Here is a 17,921-nt window from a genome sequence, read left to right as displayed (position 1 = left end):
TTGCCATGACGGTGCCGGCACGCGCGTCATCGAATGTGGTACCGACGATAAGACAGACGAGGAGGAAGGGATGCGACAGATGCGTACTGGCCGCTTGCGAAAGGGCGGATTCGGGTTGGCGAGATGGACCTTGGCGGCGGGCGCGGCCGCGGTGCTGGCCGCCGCTTGCGGGGGCGATGATGGCGGCGGCAACGCACCGCCGGTGGATCCGCCCGTGGATCCGCCTGTATCGGCCCTGACGTTGACCACGGTCTCGTCGCTGCCGGATTACGTGACCGGCGGCGATGCGCTGGTCCGGATCGACCTGCCCGCCGGCGTAACCGGAACGCCCGTCGTGACACTCGACAAGAACGACGTATCGCGCGCGTTCACGCAGATCGGAAGCTCGACCTGGCAGGGGCTGGTGCGCGGCATGGAACTGGGCAAGAACACGCTCCGCGCACAGGTGGGGGAATCGACCGCCACCCTGGAGGTCACCAACTATCCCATTACCGGGCCGATGATCTCCGGTCCCCACGAGAAGCCTTTCCTGTGCACGACGACGAGCTTCGGCCGGCTGGGCGGCGGCACGCTCGACGGTCCGCTGGACGAGCATTGCTCTACCAATACCCGCATCGACTACTTCTACCGCAATAAGTCCGGGGGAAACAGCCGCTGGAACACTCCCACCGCCTATCCGGCGGACATGACCTACATCACCATCGACGAAGGCAAGCCTACCGAACGCACCGTGCCCTATCTGGTGCGTCTCGAGACGGGCACCATCAACCGCGGCATCTACCAGTCGGCAATGCTGCACGACCCGCTCAACGATGGCGAGATCGGCCCGAACAAGCGCTCCAAGGCCTGGAACGGCAAGCTGATGTATCCGCTGGGCGGTGGCTGCCAGGGCGGCTGGTACACCCAGGGCGCGACCTTCGGCACGCTGATCGTCGACGAGTGGATGAAGCAGGGTTACGCCGCGGTCACGTCCACCCTCAATATCTTCGGCTCCAACTGCAATGACCTGCTGTCGTCCGAGACGGTGGCCATGACCAAGGAACGCTTCATCGAGGCCTATGGGCTCCCGGTCTATACGATCGGAACCGGCGGCTCGGGCGGCGCCTACCAGAGCTTCCAGACTTCGGACAACTATCCGGGGCTGTTCGACGGCATCATCGTCAACATGGTCTTTCCCGACGTGACGTCGGCCACGCTGTTCAAGGTTTTCGACTCGCGGCTGCTGAACAATTATTTCAACCGCGCGGGCGGGCTGCCCTATACGGACGAGAAGAAAAAGGCGATCTCCGGCTACCTGCAGGTGGGCAACATCGCCAACATGAGCGGCAGCGCCGGGCGCCTCGACCCGGTGGTGTCGTTTCCCGCGGGCTTCCCGGAGGACATGAAATACGATCCCGTCAACCGGCCCGGCGGCGTCCGCGCGACCGTGTACGACCACACGGTCAACGTCTACGGCAAGGACTCGCGCGGGTTCGCGCTGCGCCCGATCGACAACGTGGGCGTGCAATACGGGCTGAAGGCGCTGAACGACGGCGCCATCACGGTGGAAGAGTTCCTTGATCTCAATGCCAATATCGGCGGGCTGGACGCGGACATGAAACCCACGGCGGCGCGCACGGCCGGCGACGTCGACGCCATCCGCCGGGCCTACCAGTCCGGGCGCATTACCTACGGCGGAGGCGGGCTGGCCTCGACGGCCATCCTGGAGCACCGGGACTACTTCGACAACGCCGTGAACGGCGACATCCACAACAAGATCCACTCGTACTCGGTGCGCGAGCGCCTGAAGGCCGCCAACGGCCACTTCGACAACCACGTGATTCTCGGGCCCGGGCCGGTGGGGGACAACCTGCTGCAGCTGATGGACCGGTGGCTGATGGGCGTCGTGGGCGATACCTCGGACCAGCCCAAGGCGCGCAAGGTCGTGGCCCACAAGCCCGCGGGACTGGCCGACGCCTGCTGGGACGATACGGGCGCCAAGATCGTCGAACCGTCCACCGCCTTCGGCAATGGCCGCTGCAACCAGCTGTATCCGGCCGGCACCACGCCGCGGCTGGTAGCCGGCGAGCCGTTGGCGGACAACATCGTCAAGTGCCAGCTCAAGCCGGTGGACCCTGCCGACTACAAGGTCGCGATGGATGCCGGGCAGTTGAGCCGTCTGCGCCAGATCTTCCCCGAGGGCGTCTGCGACTGGAGCAAGCCGGGCGTGGAGCAGCAGCCGCTCAAGAGCACCTGGATCTCGTTCGGTCCGTCGAAGAAGAACCTGTTGTTCGACGTCACCCGCCCGTGATGCGGCTGGTTCGTCATCGCCCGTCCGGAGGGCGGGCCTCGGCCGTCCACGCCACCGCGTGGACGGGTATGGCTTTCTTTTTTTCCATGGACGAGACATGAAACTTCTTTCCAAGATACCGATGACGGTGCTGGCGGCGCTGGCCGCGACCACCGTCCAGGCCCAGGACTATCCTGGCGGCAACCCCGTCGTAGCCGTCGTGCCGTTTGCCGCCGGCGGGCCCACCGACAAGGTGGCGCGCGACGTGACGGCCATCATGAGCAAGCACCTGAAGGGGCAGATCGTCATCGAGAACGTCGGCGGCGCGGGCGGCACCATAGGGGCCAAGAAAGTCGCCGCCGCGCGCAACGACGGCCATACCGTGCTGATCCACCATATCGGCATGTCCACCGCGCCGGCGCTCTACCGGCAACTGGGATTCGATCCGCTCAAGGACTTCGAGATGGTGGGCGAGATCGCCGACGTCCCGATGGTGCTGCTGGGCAACAAGAACCTGCCGCCGGAGAACTTCAAGGAACTGCTGCCCTACATCAAGGCTAACGCGAGCAAGCTGTTCCTCGCGAATGCCGGTATCGGATCGGCCTCGCACCTGTGCGGCCTGCTGTTCATGAGCGCCATCGGCACGCAGCTGGGAACGGTGCCCTACAAGGGTACGGCCCCCGCGTTGACCGACCTGATCGGCGGCCAGGTCAACCTGATGTGCGACCAGACCACCAATGTGGCGGGCCAGCTCAAGGCGGGCGTGGTCAAGCCCTACATCGCGATGCAATCCTCCAGGATCGACGCGTTCAAGGAGATACCGGCCGCATCCGAGCAAGGGCTGCCCGGCATCGAGGTCAAGATCTGGCATGCCATGTACGCGCCCAAGGGCACGCCGCCGGCGGTGATCGAGAAGCTGTCGGCGGCGCTGCAGGCGGCGGTGCAGGATCCGGTGTTCCGGGCAAAAATGGAAGAGCTGGGGGCCCAGGCGGCGACGGCGGATCGCGCCAAGCCGGAATCGCTGCGCAAGCACCTCGGCAACGAAATCGGCAAATGGACGCCCATCATCCGGGCCGCGGGAGTCTACGCCGATTGACCGGAACGGGCTTGCGGCCGGGACGTGACGCAAGCCCCGCTGCCGTTTCGGGCGCCGGTGGGATACATTGACGATCGCGTGACAACAATGACAATGGGTGGAGACTTGCGCGCCAGTCCGTACGCACGCAGATCCTTCAATCGGCGCCTGGTTTGGGGCGGCGCGTGCCTGTTCGCCGCCGCGCTGGCCGTGGCGCTGGCCTACGCCTGGGGCGAGCGCACCGGCATCCGGGCCATGCGCCAGGGGGTCGAGCACCGGCTCGACATCTACGCCGGCGGCCTGCAGAGCGAGCTGACCCGATACGACTACCTGCCGGGCATCCTGTCGCTGAACAAGGACGTCATCGCGCTCTTGCAGGATCCCGGCAATCCGGAGTGGCTGGCCCGGGTCAACCACTATCTGGAAACGGTCAACCTGAAGGCCGGGTCGTCCGAAATCTACGTCATGAACATGGAGGGGCTCACGCTCGCCGCCAGCAACTGGAACCGGCCGCCGAGCTTCGTCGGACGCAACTTTTCCTACCGGCCGTATTTCATCGACGCGGCCAAGGGATTGCCAGGCCGCTTCTACGGCATCGGGACGGTGAGCCAGTCGCCCGGCTACTACTTCTCGTACGGGATCTACCATGGCGGCCGGATGCTGGGCGTCGCGGCGCTGAAGGTGGACCTGGACAAGCTGGACGATGCCTGGCTGCGCGCCGACGAGAAGGTCCTGGTGGTCGACGAGAATGGCGTGATTTTCCTGACCTCCGTGCCGGGCTGGAAGTTCAAGACCCTGGAGCCCTTGTCGGCGCGCACCCTGGAGAAGCTGGCGGTGACCCGGCAATACCACCGTGCCGGATCGCTGGAACCGCTGGGCATGACCGAGGTCGGGCGCTCGCCGGACGGGACCACCATCGTGCAGTTCACCAGCGAGGCGGGACGAGGCGGCGAAGGGGGCAATTTCCTGATGCCTTCCTATCTGGTGCAGAGCCGGCCGATTCCCGGGACCCAATGGCGTCTCATGGCCCTGTCGAATATCGCTCCCATCCATGCCCGGGCGCGCAACACCGCCATCGCGGTGGCCCTGGCCATGGGGTTCCTGGCGATACTGGGCCTCTACCTGCAGCAGCGCAGGCGCGCCATCGCGCAAAGCCTGGCGGCCAGCGCGGCCTTGCAGCGGGCACACGACGAACTGGAACGCAAGGTGGCGGCGCGTACGCAGGCCTTGAGCAACGCCAACCGCCACCTGCATACCGAGATCGCCGAGCGGCGGCGGGCCGAGGAAGAACTCAAGTCCACGATGGACGAGCTGGTCCAGGCAGGCAAGATGGCGGCGTTGGGCCAGATGGCGGCGAGCATCACCCACGAGCTGAACCAGCCGCTGGCGGCGCTGCGCACGCTGGCGGACAACGCCGCCGTGCTCTTGCAGCGCGGCCGCCAGGCCGATGCGGAAGAGAACCTCACCATGATCGGGCAGCTGACCGCGCGCATGGGCAAGATTACCGGCCAGCTGAAGAAGTTCGCCCGCAAGTCGCCGGCGCTGCTCAAGCCGACCTCGATCGCCGTGGCGATCTCCGACGCCTGTTTCCTGCTCGAGCAGCGCCTGCGCCAGGAGCGGGTCACGCTCAAGGTGAGCGTTCCCGAGGAGGCATGCGCCTATTGCGATGGCAACCGCCTGGAACAGGTGCTGGTCAACCTGCTGGGCAATGCCATCGACGCCATGGCGCACAGCGACGAGCGGCGGCTGGACGTGACGGTGCAGACCGACGAATGGGTTTCCATCACGGTGAACGACAGCGGGCCGGGCATCCCGGACGAAGTCATGCAGCGCCTGTTCGAGCCCTTCTTCACCACCAAGGAACAAGGCGTGGGGCTGGGCCTGGGACTGGCGATCTCCGCCGGCATCGTGCGGGATTTCGGCGGCAGCCTGAGGGCATACAACCGGCCGGAGGGCGGGGCGGCATTCGTGCTGCAGTTGCGGCCGGCGAGGATGGAGGAGACTGTGGATGTTTGAAGGATTGACGGTGCTGTTCGTCGAGGACGATCCGGCGGTCCGGCTGGGCGGCAAGCAGGCGCTGCAGCTGGCCGGGCTGGAGGTCAATGCGCTGGAGTCCGCGGAGCAGGCGCTCAAGCTTGTCGGCCCCGGTTTTCCCGGCGTGCTGGTGACCGACGTGAAGATGTCCGGCATGGACGGCCTCGAATTGCTGCGCCGCGCGCTGGAGATCGATCCCAGCCTGCCGGTGATCCTGGTGACCGGCCATGGCGACATTTCCATGGCGGTGCAGGCGATGCGCCTGGGCGCCTACGATTTCATCGAGAAGCCGTTCTCGTCCGAACTCCTGACCGAGGTCGTGCAGCGCGCGCTGGAAAAGCGCGGATTGACGCTGGAGGTGCAATCCCTGCGCCGCCAGCTCGACGACCGCCGCGCCATCGAAGGGGTACTGCTGGGCCGGTCGCCGTCGATCGAGGCGCTTCGCCGTGTCGTCCAGGAACTGGCCGACACCGACGCCGACGTGCTCGTCGTCGGCGAGACGGGCACCGGCAAGGAACTCGTGGCGCGTTGCCTGCACGACTACAGCCGGCGCCGCGACCGGCATTTCTCGGCGCTCAATTGCGGCGGCATGCCGGAGAACCTGTTCGAGAGCGAGGTGTTCGGCCATGAGGCGGGCGCCTTCACGGGGGCGGTCAAGCGGCGCATCGGCAAGATCGAATATGCGCGGGGAGGAACGCTGTTCCTGGACGAGATCGAAACTATGCCGGCGGTGCTGCAGATCAAGCTGCTGCGCACTTTGCAGGAGCGGGTGTTCGAGCGCCTGGGGGCCAACGACCCGCTGCCCATGGACTGCCGGGTGGTCGCCGCGACCAAGAGCGACCTGCTGGCCGAGGCCGAGCGCGGCGCGTTCCGGCCGGATCTCTACTATCGCCTCAGTGTCGCGGTGCTGGAGATCCCGCCGCTGCGCGAGCGCCGCGAAGACATTCCGCTGCTGTTCGAGCATTTCGTGCTGCAGGCGGCCATGCGCTATGGCCGCGAGGCGCCGGTGGTATCGGGCGCGCAGTTGCAATCGCTGATGGCGCACCATTGGCCGGGCAACGTGCGGGAGCTGCGCAATGTCGCCGACCGGTTCGTATTGGGGCTGGCCAAGGACAACCTGGCATGCGCGGCGGCCGCGGGCCGCCGCTCGCTGGAAGAGCAGATGACGATGTTCGAGCGCCTGCTGATCGAAGACGCGCTCAAGAGCTGTTCCGGCCGCACGGCGGCGGCCAGCGAACTCCTCGGCCTGCCCCGCAAGACGCTCTACGACAAGATGCACAGGCTGGGCCTGAGCACCGAGGACTTCAAGCAGGGATGAGCGCACCCGCCAGCCGCGGGGCGGCCGGCTGGCGCTTGTCCGCCGCCGCCGGCGGTTCCGGCACCAGTACATAGCGGCCGTTTTCCTGCGCGCCCACGTAGCCGGTGCCGCGCAGCAACTGGTTCAACCCTTCCTGGACCGTGTAACGGCCATGCAGCCCCGGCGTGGTCAAGCCCGAGACCTTCGCGGGATCGAACGAGAGCCGGATGCCCGCCTGCCGGGCATATTTCTCGAGCGCGGGGCGCAGGTCGCCCGCCGAAACGGCGAAGTCCTGCCGGAGCTCCTCGGAGGCTCCGGGACCGGCCTGCGCATGCGGCATGCCGGGCAGTGCGAGCAGCCAGCCCATGGACAGGACCACTGGCACCGCGATCATCAACAACTTGCCCGTTACGGGAAACGCCCGCCGCTTGGCGCGGCGAGGCCGCAGGGGAATCACTTGGCAAGTCATACGAGTCTCCTGTCGCAGTGTGGCGCCGGGGCGCGACCTGCTTGTAATTGTTCGATGACGCCTTTAGGGTAGCACGCCGGCCGGATTCGGTCTGTGGCGGCTACCCATAATGATTGACGAGCCGTTTCAACTGCCCGTAGCGAGGTCAGGCGGCGGCTGGCGCCGTGTCGTGCACCTCGATGGTGATGTGGGCCAGGTGCGCGACGTCGGCCAGCCTGCGTTTGTAGTGATCCGGCGTCCGGGGGTGCGGGCTGACGATGGCCGCGATCAGCCCGAGGTGCTCCGGGCCCAGGCGCCACAGGTGGAAATCGATGACGCGATCGCCGTCCTGTTCCAGCCGATTGCGGATGCGGGCGGCGAGCGCCGGGTCCGGCACCCGGTCCAGCAGGACGCGGCTGGCCGCCTTCAGGAGATTCCAGGACCAGATGGCGATGACCACCGTGCCCACCAGTCCCATGACCGGATCCAGCCACTGCACGCCGCCGAAGTAGCCGGCCAGCAGGGCGGCGATCGCCAGCACCGAGGTCAAGGCGTCGGCGAGAACGTGCACATAGGCCGCGCGCAAATTGGTGTCGTGGGCGTGGTGGTGGCCGGGCGGCCGAGCGGCCGGCGCGTGATCGTGGTCATGATCGTGCCCGTGATTGTGTCCGTGCCCGTGATCGTGCCCGTGATCGTGCCCGTGGCCATGATCGTGGTCGCGCAGCAGCCAGGCGCTGGCCAGGTTGACGGCTAGTCCCGCCACCGCGATGGGCAATGCCTCCGCAAAGTGGATGGGCACCGGCGCGAAGAGCCGCTGCAGGCTCTCATAGCCGATCAGGAGGGCGATGACGAGCAACAGCAGCGCGTTGCCGAATGCCGCCAGCTCGCCGAACTTGCCGGTGCCGAAAGTGAAATGGGCGTCATGCTGGTGCTTGCGCGCCACTCTGTAAGCGACGGCGGCCAGCGCAAGCGCCGCCGCATGGGTGGACATGTGCCAGCCGTCGGCCACAAGGGCCATGGAACCGAAGAGGGTGCCGCCGGCGATTTCGGCGACCATCATCGCGGCCGTGAGCGCCACGACCTGCCAGGTCCGGCGCTCGTGCGCATCGTGGCGGCTGCCCAGGAAAACGTGGCCGTGCTGTTTGGGAGGAAAGTCGGACATGATGGCGGCGGCGTCAAAGATACTTGGCGAATGCCTTCATGTCGCGCAAGGCCTCTTGCACTTCCGCCGGCCGCGATTCTTCCAGGAGATGCTCGATGTGATCGAAGATCAGCGCCTGCTTGGCCTTGGCAACGGCCGCCTCGACGGCGTGCAGCTGCTGGGCGAGGGCGAGGCCGTCCCGGCCTTCTTCGATCATGGCGATGACCGAGCGCAGATGGCCCTCGGCGCGCTTGAGGCGGGGAACGATGTCGGGATGGGTGCGATGCATGGCGATATCCTATCGGGGGGGATAGGATATCGCAGAATTTCTCAACGGGAAACTTTCACGACCAGCTTGCCGAAATTGCGGCCTTCCAGGAGGCCCATGAAGGCTGCAGGCGCGTTCTCGAGCCCTTCGACGACGTCTTCTCTGTAGCGGACCTGGCCATCGGCCACCCATGCGTTCATTTGCCGTGCGAAGTCCCGATACAGGGGGCCGTACCAGTCGGACACGATGAAGCCCTGGATGCGCAGGCTCTTGGTCAGGGCCAGCCGCATCAGCATGGGCAGGCGATCGGGGGCCTCGACGCCCGGGACGGCGTTGTACTGGGAGATCAGCCCGCACAGCGGGATGCGGGCGTGGCGGTTGAGCAGCGGCAGCACCGCATCGAACACGGCGCCGCCGACGCTTTCGAAGTAGACGTCGATGCCGTCCGGGCAAGCCGCCGCGAGGCGCGCGGGCAAGTCGCCGGCCCGGTGGTCCAGGCAGGCATCGAAGCCCAGTTCCCGTATGGCGTAGTCGCATTTGTCCGGGCCGCCGGCGATCCCGACCACCCGGCAGCCGTGGAGCTTGGCGATCTGTCCCACGACCGATCCGACCGCGCCGGTGGCGGCACCGACGGCCACGGTTTCGCCGGCCTTGGGCGTGCCGATCTGCAGCAGTCCGACGTAGGCCGTGAAGCCCGGCATGCCGAGCACGCCGAGCGCCCACGACGGATGGGCGAGGCTGGCGGGCAGGCGGGTGAGGCCCTTGCCGGACGACACCGCGTAGTCCTGCCAGCCGCTCGCGGCCAGCACGAGTTCGCCCGCGGGAAAGTCGGGATGGCGCGATTCCACGACGCGGCTGATCGTTCCGCCCAGCATCACGTCGCCGATTCCGAGCGGCTTGGCATAGGATGCCGCGTCACTCATGCGCCCCCGCATATAGGGGTCCAGCGACAGGTAGACGGTCTGCAGCAGGACCTGGCCGTCGCCGGGGGCGGGCACGGGGACGGTTTCCATGCGGAAGTCCGCAGGAGAAGGGGCTCCGGCGGGGCGGCGAACCATGACGATCCGGCGATTCATCGACGCGGACTGGGGCATCGGGGTCTCCTGGCATCCGGCTCGGCCGGGAACGTTTCATGCTGAAGGAAAGCGTGGGCCACCTCGCGGGTGGTTCGAGTCAACGATAAGCCGTCTGGAGCATTTATGAAACCTTCGTCCAAGAAAACCCCGCCGGATGACCGGTCCGCGGAAGACCGGGCCGGGGACGCCGACGATTTCTCCCTCACTCGCGAACAGATCGAGCGGCAGAACGACCGCAATACTTCGGCCGACGAGCTGGGACGCTCGCCGAAATCGAACAAGCTGTCGGGCAGCGGCATCGACGTGGCCGGCCCGGGCGGAAAATAGCGGGCGCGATCTCCGAGTCTCGCTGGCGAAGTAGAAATAAAAAGAGCGACTGGACGCCCCGTAGCTAGCGCGCAGGGCGCAATCGCAGGAGCGGGACCAGGGCCAGCCGGTCGCGCAGGAGACGGTGTACTTCGGCGTCGTATCCGGCGCGGCCGCCGTCCAGAAGTTCGTACAGCATCTCGTCGGTGGTGGCGCTGCCCAGGAAACGCCAGCCTTCGATGACGTGGATGAGGCGGGCCTCCCGTATGCCGACCGGCCCGTCATAAGGCCAATGCCTGTCTATCGTAGGCGCCGCGGCACGCGGCCGGCGGTTGTGCGTGGGCGCCAGTTCGCGCAACAGGCGGCTCTCGTGCAGCAGGGCTCCGATCGCGCCTCCCGTCTCCAGCCATTCGATGCGCCGCACCTGCTCGGCCAGCCGCCGCGCCTTGGCCGATTTCCAGCGCATGGGCTGGAAATGGGAGAGCACTTTGTCCCGCAGTCGATCGGCCCGGCCCACATAGAGGGCCTGGCCGTTGGCGTCGTGGAAGACATAGACGCCGTGGTCCTCGGGCAGGATGCCGGGCAGCTCCGGATCCAGGTGGTCGGGCCATTGCACCCGCCCGGCAAGGGCGTCGACGAGGCCGCCGATGTGCTCGGACGGGAATTCGCGATGGATCTCCCGCCAGAAATGCCATAGCAGCCGCGCGTCGTCCAGGGCCCGGTGGCGCGCATGGACATGCAGGCCATGGCGGGCGATCAGCGCATCGAGATTGTGGTGGCGATGCTGCGGATACAGCCTGCGCGACAGGCGCACGGTGCACAGGACGTCGGCCCGGAAAGGCCGCTCCAGCCGCTGGAATTCCTGCCGCAGGAAGCCGTAGTCGAAACGGGCGTTGTGCGCGATGAAGAGGCAGCCTTCGAGCCGGGCGGCGATTTCGCCCGCCAGCGCCTCGAAGGGCGGCGCCTGGGCCACCATGGCGTTCGAGATGCCGGTCAGCGACTGGATAGCGGGCGGAATGGGGCGGCCGGGGTTGACCAGGCTGCTCCACTCCCGCTGCCCGTGTTCATCGACCAGGACGATGCCGATTTCGGTGATGCGGTCGCTCTGCGGCGTGGTGCCGGTGGTCTCCAGGTCGACGAAGGCCAGCCGGGTCGTCATGGGTGCTCCTTGCTTGCAATGGGAGAAATATCGCCTTTCATCCCCTATGTTAACCAGCGCGAAACCGGCGGCTCGCCGGTCCTGCCGGGAGCCTCGTACTATATGGGGAAAGAAGAGCCTGCAAGGAGGCATCTCGATGGCCGTATCCGCATTGCGCCGCGACTGGTTGTCCAAACCCCTGTTCCGCTGGGCGGCGAAAGCGCTGCCGACCATGTCGGATACCGAACGGGAGGCGATCGAGGCGGGCGACATATGGTGGGATGCCGAATTGTTCACGGGCAATCCCGCGTGGCGCAAGCTGCTCGATACGCCTCCCGCCCGGCTGACCGACGAAGAGCGCGCATTCCTGGACGGGCCGGTGACCGAGCTCTGCGCGATGGTCGATGACTGGCGGATCAACTGGGAGCTGCACGATCTGCCGCCCGACATCTGGGCGTTCCTGAAGGCCCGCAAGTTCTTCGGCATGATCATCCCCCGCAAGTACGGCGGACTGGGCTTTTCCGCCTATGCGCATTCGGAGGTGGTGCGCCGCATCTCCACCCGCTCGCTCACGACCGCCGTCACGGTCATGGTGCCCAATTCGCTGGGGCCGGGCGAACTGCTGCTGCATTTCGGCACCGATGCCCAGCGCGACTATTGGTTGCCGCGGCTCGCGGACGGACGGGAAATCCCGTGCTTCGGGCTGACCAGCCCGGAGGCCGGCTCCGACGCGGCGTCGATGGTGGACCGCGGCGAGGTCTGCAAGGGAACCTGGCAAGGCAGGGAAGTGCTCGGCATCCGGCTGAACTGGCATAAGCGCTACATCACGCTCGGGCCGGTTGCGACGGTGCTGGGGCTCGCGTTCAAGCTCTACGATCCCGGTCGCCTGCTCGGGGACCGCGAAGAGCTCGGCATCACCGTGGCCCTGGTGCCGACCGATACGCCGGGGGTCGAGATCGGCCGCCGCCACATACCGGCCATGCAGGTGTTCCAGAATGGCCCGAACCGGGGCCGCGAGGTGTTCATCCCCCTGGAGTCCATCATCGGCGGCGTCGAGCGGGCGGGCCAGGGGTGGCAGATGCTGATGACCGCGCTCGCGGCGGGGCGGGGCATCTCCCTGCCTTCGCTGGCCGCGGCCTCGTGCGCGTTCTCGGCGCACACCAGCGGCGCCTATGCGCGCGTGCGCCAGCAGTTCGGCATCCCCATCGGCAAGTTCGAGGGCGTGCAGGAAAAACTCGGGCGCATGGCGGCGCTGGCCTACCAGGTGGACGCGGCCCGCCGCCTGACCTGCGCCGGCCTGGATGCCGGCCACAAGCCGGCCGTAATCTCGGCCATCATGAAATACCACGCCACCGAGCGCATGCGCATCGCCGTGAACGACGCGATGGACGTGCACGCGGGCAAGGGCGTGATCGACGGGCCGCGCAATTACCTGTCCAACGTCTATCGGGCCATTCCCATCGGCATCACGGTCGAAGGCGCGAATATCCTGACGCGCTGCCTGATCGTCTTCGGGCAGGGGGCGATCCGGGCGCATCCGTTCTTGATGCAGGAAATGTCGGCCCTCGCCGACCCCGACACGCGGCGCGGACTGGAGGAGTTCGACCGCACCTTCTGGCGCCACGCCGGCCATGCTGCCGCCAACGCCCTGCGCGCCTTCGCGCGAGCCTGGACCGATGGGCGTTTCGCGCCCGCCCCGCGCGCCGTCGGCGCGACGGCGGGCTACTACCGGCAACTGAACCGGTATGCGTCGGCCTTCGCCCTGGTGGCCGACGTCACGCTGGCGACACTGGGCGGCGCCCTCAAGCGCAAGGAAATGCTGTCCGCAAGGCTGGGCGACATCCTGGCCGAACTGTACCTGCTCTCTGCGGTCCTCAAGCGCTGGCACGACGAAGGACGGCAGGCCGACGACCTGCCGCTGGTGCAGTGGTGCATGGAGAGCGGTCTCGCGACCATCGAGGAACGCCTGGATGCGGTGCTGGCCAACTTGCCGGCGCGAGCGGCCGCCGGCCTGCTGCGATTCATTTGCCTGCCATGGGGCGTGCGCCGCCGCGGCCCGTCCGACGCGCTGACGCAAGCTTGCGCCGCCTTGCTGCTCGAACCTTCGCCGGCCCGGGATCGCCTGCTGCCCGGCCTCGCCCGGCCGCGTGCGGGCGAGGCGCTGGACCATCTTGCGCGGGCTTTCGAGCTGGCGGCCCACTGCGCCCCGGTGCTCGACGAGCTGCGCCGCGCCGGCATCAAGGACTGGCGGGAGGGCGCCGGAAGCGGCGCCCTGGATTCCGGCCAGGCGGCGATGCTCGAAGAAATGGAGCGTGTCGTAGCGGAAGTGGTGGAAGTGGACAGTTTCGCGGCAGCGGATCTTGCCGGACGGCATGCTACGGCGCGATGTCAGCCTGATCCGGGCGAATAGGGGTAATTTCGGAGCCGTTCCCCGCAAATTCCCGGCGGCAAAGGGTTGACAGGGAAGGCGTTTCTGACTAAAATTATTTGAGTTGAAATCATTGCTCTACATAGCGTGAGAGCAATGATTTTTTTTCGACCACGCATTTTTGATTTCCAGAAGGATATGGACCATACCGGTTCGGCCGTGGATACCGGCGTCAATTACAACTTGCGCATCTTGCGCGCACTGCGCCGCATCACGCGCAACATTGCGCTGCACTCCAAGCAGTTGGCCGCCTGCAGCCACATCACCGCGCCGCAATTGGTCTGCCTCCTGGCCGTGATCGAGTCGGGGCCGCTGACGGCCACCGCCATCAGCCGCGAAATCTCGGTCAGTCCGAGCACGGTCGTCGGCATACTCGATCGCCTGGAGGAAAAAGGCTGGGTCAAGCGGGAACGCAGCAGGGAAGACCGCCGCACCGTGCTGGTGTCGGCTACCGACGCCGGGCGCGAAGTGGCAAGCCAGGCGCCTTCGCCGCTGCAGAAAACGCTGGCCGATGCCTTGAGCGCGCTGCCGGAACTGGAGCAGGCCACGATCACGCTCTCGCTCGAACGCATCGTGAGCCTGATGGAAACTCCCGGAACGGATACTTCGCCCATCCTGGACATCAATGCGTCGGATACGTCTCCGGAGTCAGGCCTGGCGGTTTGACCCGGCGCCATCAACCAGCACGCCGCGGCCGTCACGCCGGCGTGCGAAACGTCAGGAGGGTCGGAGTCTGAAAGCGATCGACGACACGCTCATCCAACCTGCGGTGTTCAATCCGGCCTTGGAGAATTTCGACCTGAGGCCGCCTGAAGTCGAAGATGCCGCGGGCATCCAGCGGCTCATCCAGGAATCGCCGCCGCTGGATGTCAATTCCACCTACGCCTACCTTCTTCTGTGCCGGCACTTTCGCGATACATGCGTAGTGGCCACCCGGCAAGGGCAATTGGCAGGGTTCGTTTCTGCCTATCTTCCGCCCAAGCAATCCAACGTGTTGTTCGTCTGGCAGGTTGCGGTCCATCCCGCCGCCCGCGGCCATCGCCTGGGCCAGCGCATGCTCGAACACCTGCTTGCCAGGCCGCTGCCGCAGCCCATACGCAGCATCGAAACCACCGTGTCCCCATCCAACCAGCCGTCGCGGCGCATGTTCGCGGCGCTGGCGCAGGATCGCGGCGCCGAGTGCGTGGAACAGCCCATGTTTCCGCCCGAACTGTTCGGCCATGCCGAGCACGAGGACGAACGGCTGTTGCGCATCGGTCCGTTATAGGCCGGGTGCCGGGACTGCCCCGACCCTGGCCCTGCCCCCCACGGGGGCTGTTCTCCAGTTGGCCGGATGCCCCTCGCGTCCGCCCCGGCTTCGCGCCGGGTCCGCCTACACGTTTTTCACGCTTCTAGAAGCAAAACAGGAGGGAAAACTTATGGATCTCAAGATCTTTGACCGCCTCGAATCGGAAGTCCGCGGCTACATACGCTCGTTTCCGGTGGTTTTCAGCAAGGCCAAGGGCTCATTGCTGTTCGACGAGGAGGGCAAGCAGTACATCGACCTGTTTGCCGGTGCCGGGACGCTCAACTACGGCCACAACAACCCTGCGCTGAAGCAGCCCCTGCTGGACTACGTCCAGGCGGACGGCGTGGTGCACGGCCTGGACATGGCCACCTCGGCCAAGAAGGAGTTCCTGGAAGCGTTCGAGCGGCTGATCCTCAAGCCGCGCGGCATGAAGTACACGCTGCAGTTCACCGGCCCCACCGGTACCAATGCGGTCGAAGCGGCGCTCAAGCTGGCCCGCCGCGTCAAGCAGCGTTCCAACATCGTCTCGTTCACGCATGGTTTCCACGGTGTCAGCTCCGGCTCGCTGTCGGCCACCGCCAACGCCAAGTACCGCGACGCCGCCGGCGTCAGCCTGGGCAATACGACCTTCATTCCCTATGACGGCTATTTCGGTCCGGACGTCGACACCATGGCGTACTTCGAACGCATGCTCGAGGACCGCAGCAGCGGCATGGACGCGCCCGCCGCCGTCATCGTGGAAACCGTGCAGGGCGAAGGCGGCGTGAACGTCGCCACGCTGCGCTGGCTGCAGGAGCTGCAGCGGCTGTGCCGCCGCCACGACATGCTGCTGATCGTGGACGACATCCAGGTCGGCTGCGGGCGCACGGGCACCTTCTTCAGTTTCGAGGCCGCCGGCATCCAGCCCGACATCGTGACGCTGTCGAAGTCCCTGAGCGGGTTCGGGCTGCCCATGGCCATGGTGCTCATCAAGCCCGAGCTGGATATCTGGAAGCCGGGCGAGCACAACGGCACCTTCCGCGGCAACAACCTCGCCTTCGTCACGGCCCGCCAGGCCCTGGAGCATTACTGGAGCGACGACACGTTCACCCGCGAGATCCAGGCCAAGGAAACGCTGGTGCGGGACTGGCTCGAGAACATGGTCCACAGCCACCCCGACGCCGACCTGTCCGTGCGCGGCCGCGGCCTCATCCAGGGGCTGGTGAGCGGCGTGCCCGGCCTGGCCAACAAGATCGCGGCGCAAGCCTTCAAGGGCGGCGTGGTGATCGAGACCTCGGGCGCCAACGACGAAGTGCTCAAGCTGCTGCCCGCGCTCACCATCGAAGAGGCCCAGCTGAAACAGGCACTGGAAGTGCTGGACCGCGCCGTGGCCGAGGTGGTGGCCGCCGAGCAGCCCGGCCAGAAACAGTCGAATGCCCGCGTATTGAAGTTCGGAGGAAAAGCGCGATGATCGTACGCAATATCAAGGACATAATCGGGACCGAGAACGAGGTTTCCACGCCTACCTGGACCAGCCGCCGCGTGCTGCTGAAGAAAGACGGCATGGGTTTCTCGTTCCACGAGACCATCATCCATCCGGGAACCGAGACCCACATCTGGTACAAGAACCACGTCGAGGCCGTATGGTGCATCGAAGGCGACGGCGAGATCGAGACCGTGGCCGATGGCAAGGTCTACAAGCTGGGACCCGGCGTGGTCTACGCGCTCAATGACAACGACGAGCACTATCTGCGCGGCGGCAAGGAGCCGCTGCGCGTCATCTGCGTCTTCAACCCGCCTCTGACCGGCCTGGAAGTCCATGACGCCGACGGCGTCTATCCCCTGGACGAGGAAAAGGCCGCCTGACGGCATGGCCGGCGCGCGCCGCCGCGGCGCGCGTCTCCGGCCGGGCGCCACGCCCGGCCATGGCAAGCGGCCGCGCCCGCCGGCGGGCGGGACGGTCGCCGACGAGAACAGGAGGGCAAACATGATTACTCCCGCACGCGATATCTATTCTTCACGAGCCGACCGCGCGGCCGGCATCGTGCAGCGCCGGGACCCGGTGGTCTACGGCAGCGCCAAGACCGAACCGGGCACCGGCCTGGATGCCGAGCAACTGGGCGGCTACGAACGCAACGGCTACATCCTGCTCAAGAATTTCTTCTCCAGCCAGGAAACGCAGGCCCTGAAACGCGAAGTCGAGCGCCTGGTGCGCGATCCCGCCATCCGCCGCCGCGAAGAAGCCATCACCGAGAAAGGCAGCGACGCGGTGCGTTCGGTGTTCATGGTCCACAAGCTGAGCAAGCTGCTCGGCCGCCTGTCGCAGGACATGCGCCTGGTGGGGATCGCCAGGCAGATCCTCGGGTCCGACGTCTACATCCACCAGTCGCGCGCCAACATGAAGCCCGGCTTCAAGGGCAAGGAGTTCTACTGGCACTCGGATTTCGAGACCTGGCACATCGAAGACGGCATGCCGGCCATGCGGGCGCTGAGCTGCTCGGTACTGCTGACCGACAACGACGCCAGCAACGGCCCGCTGATGGTGGTGCCCGGCTCGCACCGGCAATTCGTCTCGTGCGTGGGCGAGACTCCGCAGGACCACTACAAGCAGTCGCTCAAGAAGCAGGAGTACGGCGTGCCGGACCCGGTGAGCCTGCAACTGCTGGTGGACCAGGGCGGCATCGACGTGCTGTCGGCCCCCGCCGGCTCGGTGGTGTTCTTCGACTGCAACATCATGCACGGGTCGAACAGCAACATCTCGCCCTATCCGCGCTCCAATGTGTTCATGGTGTATAACAGCGTGGAAAATACCCTGAGCAATCCCAGGTACGGCCTGAATCCCCGGCCGGAGTTCATCGCCACGCGCGAAAGCTTCGCGCCCATCCAGGCGGTCGAACCGGGCTACCTGCGGTCGGTCTGACGGCCTCCGCGCGCTGGCCAGAGGGCGTCTTCGGACGCCCTTGTCGCGGGAAGGGGGCGCCGGACCGCCGTTGGTGCGAACCGGTCCTGATCGGGTATAAACGCACCTGGCCGGTTGCGGCCGCTTCCTAGGGCGTGTTCACACTAAATGAATTTGCTCGTATACTTCGGGTATGGAAATCACCGAAGCCCAATATCAGCAGATCGAGCACTGTTTGCCGCGACAGCGCGGCAACGTCAGCCTGACGAATCTGC

The 17,921-nt window shown here is 66.4% G+C and carries 16 protein-coding genes; 11 read left to right on the top strand and 5 right to left on the bottom strand.

The annotated features are described in order from the left end of the window. Nucleotides 1-115 precede the first annotated feature (115 nt). The 4 genes from CDO44_RS18735 to CDO44_RS18720 all read left to right on the top strand — a co-directional run bounded on the left by CDO44_RS18735 (nt 116) and on the right by CDO44_RS18720 (nt 6,696). Nucleotides 116-2,290 carry a DUF6351 family protein gene (locus CDO44_RS18735; protein WP_233146266.1) on the top strand — a complete coding sequence of 725 codons (2,175 nt, stop codon included), beginning with the start codon at nt 116-118 and terminating at the stop codon, nt 2,288-2,290. A 97-nt stretch (nt 2,291-2,387) separates the two neighbouring features. Next, nucleotides 2,388-3,365, top strand: a complete 978-nt coding sequence (locus CDO44_RS18730) for a tripartite tricarboxylate transporter substrate-binding protein (protein WP_369824692.1) — start codon at nt 2,388-2,390, stop codon at nt 3,363-3,365. An 87-nt stretch (nt 3,366-3,452) separates the two neighbouring features. Beyond that, nucleotides 3,453-5,360, top strand: a complete 1,908-nt coding sequence (locus CDO44_RS18725; protein ID WP_233146281.1) for an ATP-binding protein — start codon at nt 3,453-3,455, stop codon at nt 5,358-5,360. Further along, nucleotides 5,353-6,696: a sigma-54 dependent transcriptional regulator gene (locus tag CDO44_RS18720; RefSeq protein WP_087781808.1), complete on the top strand. Its 1,344-nt coding sequence runs from the start codon at nt 5,353-5,355 to the stop codon at nt 6,694-6,696. The genes CDO44_RS18725 and CDO44_RS18720 overlap by 8 nt, the downstream gene beginning before the upstream one ends. On the opposite strand, the gene CDO44_RS18715 is transcribed toward CDO44_RS18720, so the two are convergent. The 4 genes from CDO44_RS18715 to CDO44_RS18700 all read right to left on the bottom strand — a co-directional run bounded on the left by CDO44_RS18715 (nt 6,683) and on the right by CDO44_RS18700 (nt 9,626). Further along, the gene (locus CDO44_RS18715) at nt 6,683-7,144 is read right to left on the bottom strand and encodes an STN domain-containing protein (protein ID WP_087781807.1); all 462 of its coding nucleotides are present in this window, start codon (nt 7,142-7,144) and stop codon (nt 6,683-6,685) included. The genes CDO44_RS18720 and CDO44_RS18715 overlap by 14 nt on opposite strands. Before the next feature lie 145 nt (nt 7,145-7,289). Beyond that, nucleotides 7,290-8,285: a CDF family Co(II)/Ni(II) efflux transporter DmeF gene (gene dmeF, locus CDO44_RS18710; RefSeq protein ID WP_087781806.1), complete on the bottom strand. Its 996-nt coding sequence runs from the start codon at nt 8,283-8,285 to the stop codon at nt 7,290-7,292. 13 nt (nt 8,286-8,298) lie between these two features. Then, entirely contained in the window at nt 8,299-8,553 is a 255-nt protein-coding gene (locus tag CDO44_RS18705) for a metal-sensing transcriptional repressor (protein ID WP_087781805.1), read from the bottom strand. Between the two features lie 41 nt (nt 8,554-8,594). Beyond that, nucleotides 8,595-9,626 (bottom strand): NADP-dependent oxidoreductase, encoded by a 1,032-nt coding sequence (locus tag CDO44_RS18700; protein WP_087781804.1) that lies wholly within the window; start codon nt 9,624-9,626, stop codon nt 8,595-8,597. Nucleotides 9,627-9,731: 105 nt separating this feature from the next. On the opposite strand from CDO44_RS18700, the gene CDO44_RS18695 reads away from it, so the two are divergent. Beyond that, entirely contained in the window at nt 9,732-9,935 is a 204-nt protein-coding gene (locus CDO44_RS18695) for a hypothetical protein (protein ID WP_087781803.1), read from the top strand. Between the two features lie 64 nt (nt 9,936-9,999). On the opposite strand, the gene CDO44_RS18690 is transcribed toward CDO44_RS18695, so the two are convergent. Further along, nucleotides 10,000-11,073, bottom strand: coding sequence for an exonuclease domain-containing protein (locus CDO44_RS18690; RefSeq protein ID WP_087781802.1), 1,074 nt, complete (start codon nt 11,071-11,073; stop codon nt 10,000-10,002). Between the two features lie 136 nt (nt 11,074-11,209). On the opposite strand from CDO44_RS18690, the gene CDO44_RS18685 reads away from it, so the two are divergent. From CDO44_RS18685 to thpD, 6 genes are all read left to right on the top strand, one after another. Continuing rightward, complete coding sequence (locus CDO44_RS18685; RefSeq protein ID WP_087781801.1) at nt 11,210-13,462, top strand: acyl-CoA dehydrogenase; 2,253 nt, start codon at nt 11,210-11,212, stop codon at nt 13,460-13,462. A gap of 156 nt (nt 13,463-13,618) precedes the next feature. Beyond that, a complete protein-coding gene (locus CDO44_RS18680; RefSeq protein WP_087781990.1) occupies nt 13,619-14,146 on the top strand; it encodes a MarR family winged helix-turn-helix transcriptional regulator in 528 nt (175 codons plus the stop codon). 67 nt (nt 14,147-14,213) lie between these two features. After that, nucleotides 14,214-14,747, top strand: coding sequence for a diaminobutyrate acetyltransferase (gene ectA, locus CDO44_RS18675; protein WP_369824695.1), 534 nt, complete (start codon nt 14,214-14,216; stop codon nt 14,745-14,747). A 151-nt stretch (nt 14,748-14,898) separates the two neighbouring features. Beyond that, nucleotides 14,899-16,218 carry a diaminobutyrate--2-oxoglutarate transaminase gene (ectB, locus tag CDO44_RS18670; protein ID WP_087781799.1) on the top strand — a complete coding sequence of 440 codons (1,320 nt, stop codon included), beginning with the start codon at nt 14,899-14,901 and terminating at the stop codon, nt 16,216-16,218. Next, nucleotides 16,215-16,613: an ectoine synthase gene (locus CDO44_RS18665; RefSeq protein ID WP_087781798.1), complete on the top strand. Its 399-nt coding sequence runs from the start codon at nt 16,215-16,217 to the stop codon at nt 16,611-16,613. Before ectB ends, CDO44_RS18665 begins: the two co-directional genes overlap by 4 nt. A gap of 121 nt (nt 16,614-16,734) precedes the next feature. Next, nucleotides 16,735-17,667, top strand: a complete 933-nt coding sequence (thpD, locus tag CDO44_RS18660) for an ectoine hydroxylase (protein ID WP_087781989.1) — start codon at nt 16,735-16,737, stop codon at nt 17,665-17,667. The last annotated feature ends 254 nt before the right edge of the window (nt 17,668-17,921 follow it).

It is taken from the genome of Pigmentiphaga sp. NML080357 (assembly GCF_002188465.1).
Taxonomy (GTDB): Bacteria; Pseudomonadota; Gammaproteobacteria; order Burkholderiales; family Burkholderiaceae_B; genus Pigmentiphaga.
The sequence above is the reverse complement of the archived record's forward strand: the minus strand, read 5'-3'. Positions and strand labels throughout refer to the sequence as shown.

Excerpts from the sequence above, each read along its gene's own strand:
- CDO44_RS18705 (WP_087781805.1), bottom strand. The coding sequence starts at position 8,553 with ATGCATCGCACCCATCCCGACATCGTTCCCCGCCTCAAGCGCGCCGAG.
- CDO44_RS18720 (WP_087781808.1), top strand. The coding sequence starts at position 5,353 with ATGTTTGAAGGATTGACGGTGCTGTTCGTCGAGGACGATCCGGCGGTC.
- CDO44_RS18725 (WP_233146281.1), top strand. The coding sequence starts at position 3,453 with ATGACAATGGGTGGAGACTTGCGCGCCAGTCCGTACGCACGCAGATCC.
- thpD (WP_087781989.1), top strand. The coding sequence starts at position 16,735 with ATGATTACTCCCGCACGCGATATCTATTCTTCACGAGCCGACCGCGCG.
- CDO44_RS18715 (WP_087781807.1), bottom strand. The coding sequence starts at position 7,144 with ATGACTTGCCAAGTGATTCCCCTGCGGCCTCGCCGCGCCAAGCGGCGG.
- ectB (WP_087781799.1), top strand. The coding sequence starts at position 14,899 with ATGGATCTCAAGATCTTTGACCGCCTCGAATCGGAAGTCCGCGGCTAC.
- CDO44_RS18700 (WP_087781804.1), bottom strand. The coding sequence starts at position 9,626 with ATGCCCCAGTCCGCGTCGATGAATCGCCGGATCGTCATGGTTCGCCGC.
- CDO44_RS18730 (WP_369824692.1), top strand. The coding sequence starts at position 2,388 with ATGAAACTTCTTTCCAAGATACCGATGACGGTGCTGGCGGCGCTGGCC.
- CDO44_RS18685 (WP_087781801.1), top strand. The coding sequence starts at position 11,210 with ATGGCCGTATCCGCATTGCGCCGCGACTGGTTGTCCAAACCCCTGTTC.
- CDO44_RS18695 (WP_087781803.1), top strand. The coding sequence starts at position 9,732 with ATGAAACCTTCGTCCAAGAAAACCCCGCCGGATGACCGGTCCGCGGAA.
- CDO44_RS18665 (WP_087781798.1), top strand. The coding sequence starts at position 16,215 with ATGATCGTACGCAATATCAAGGACATAATCGGGACCGAGAACGAGGTT.
- CDO44_RS18690 (WP_087781802.1), bottom strand. The coding sequence starts at position 11,073 with ATGACGACCCGGCTGGCCTTCGTCGACCTGGAGACCACCGGCACCACG.
- CDO44_RS18680 (WP_087781990.1), top strand. The coding sequence starts at position 13,619 with ATGGACCATACCGGTTCGGCCGTGGATACCGGCGTCAATTACAACTTG.
- dmeF (WP_087781806.1), bottom strand. The coding sequence starts at position 8,285 with ATGTCCGACTTTCCTCCCAAACAGCACGGCCACGTTTTCCTGGGCAGC.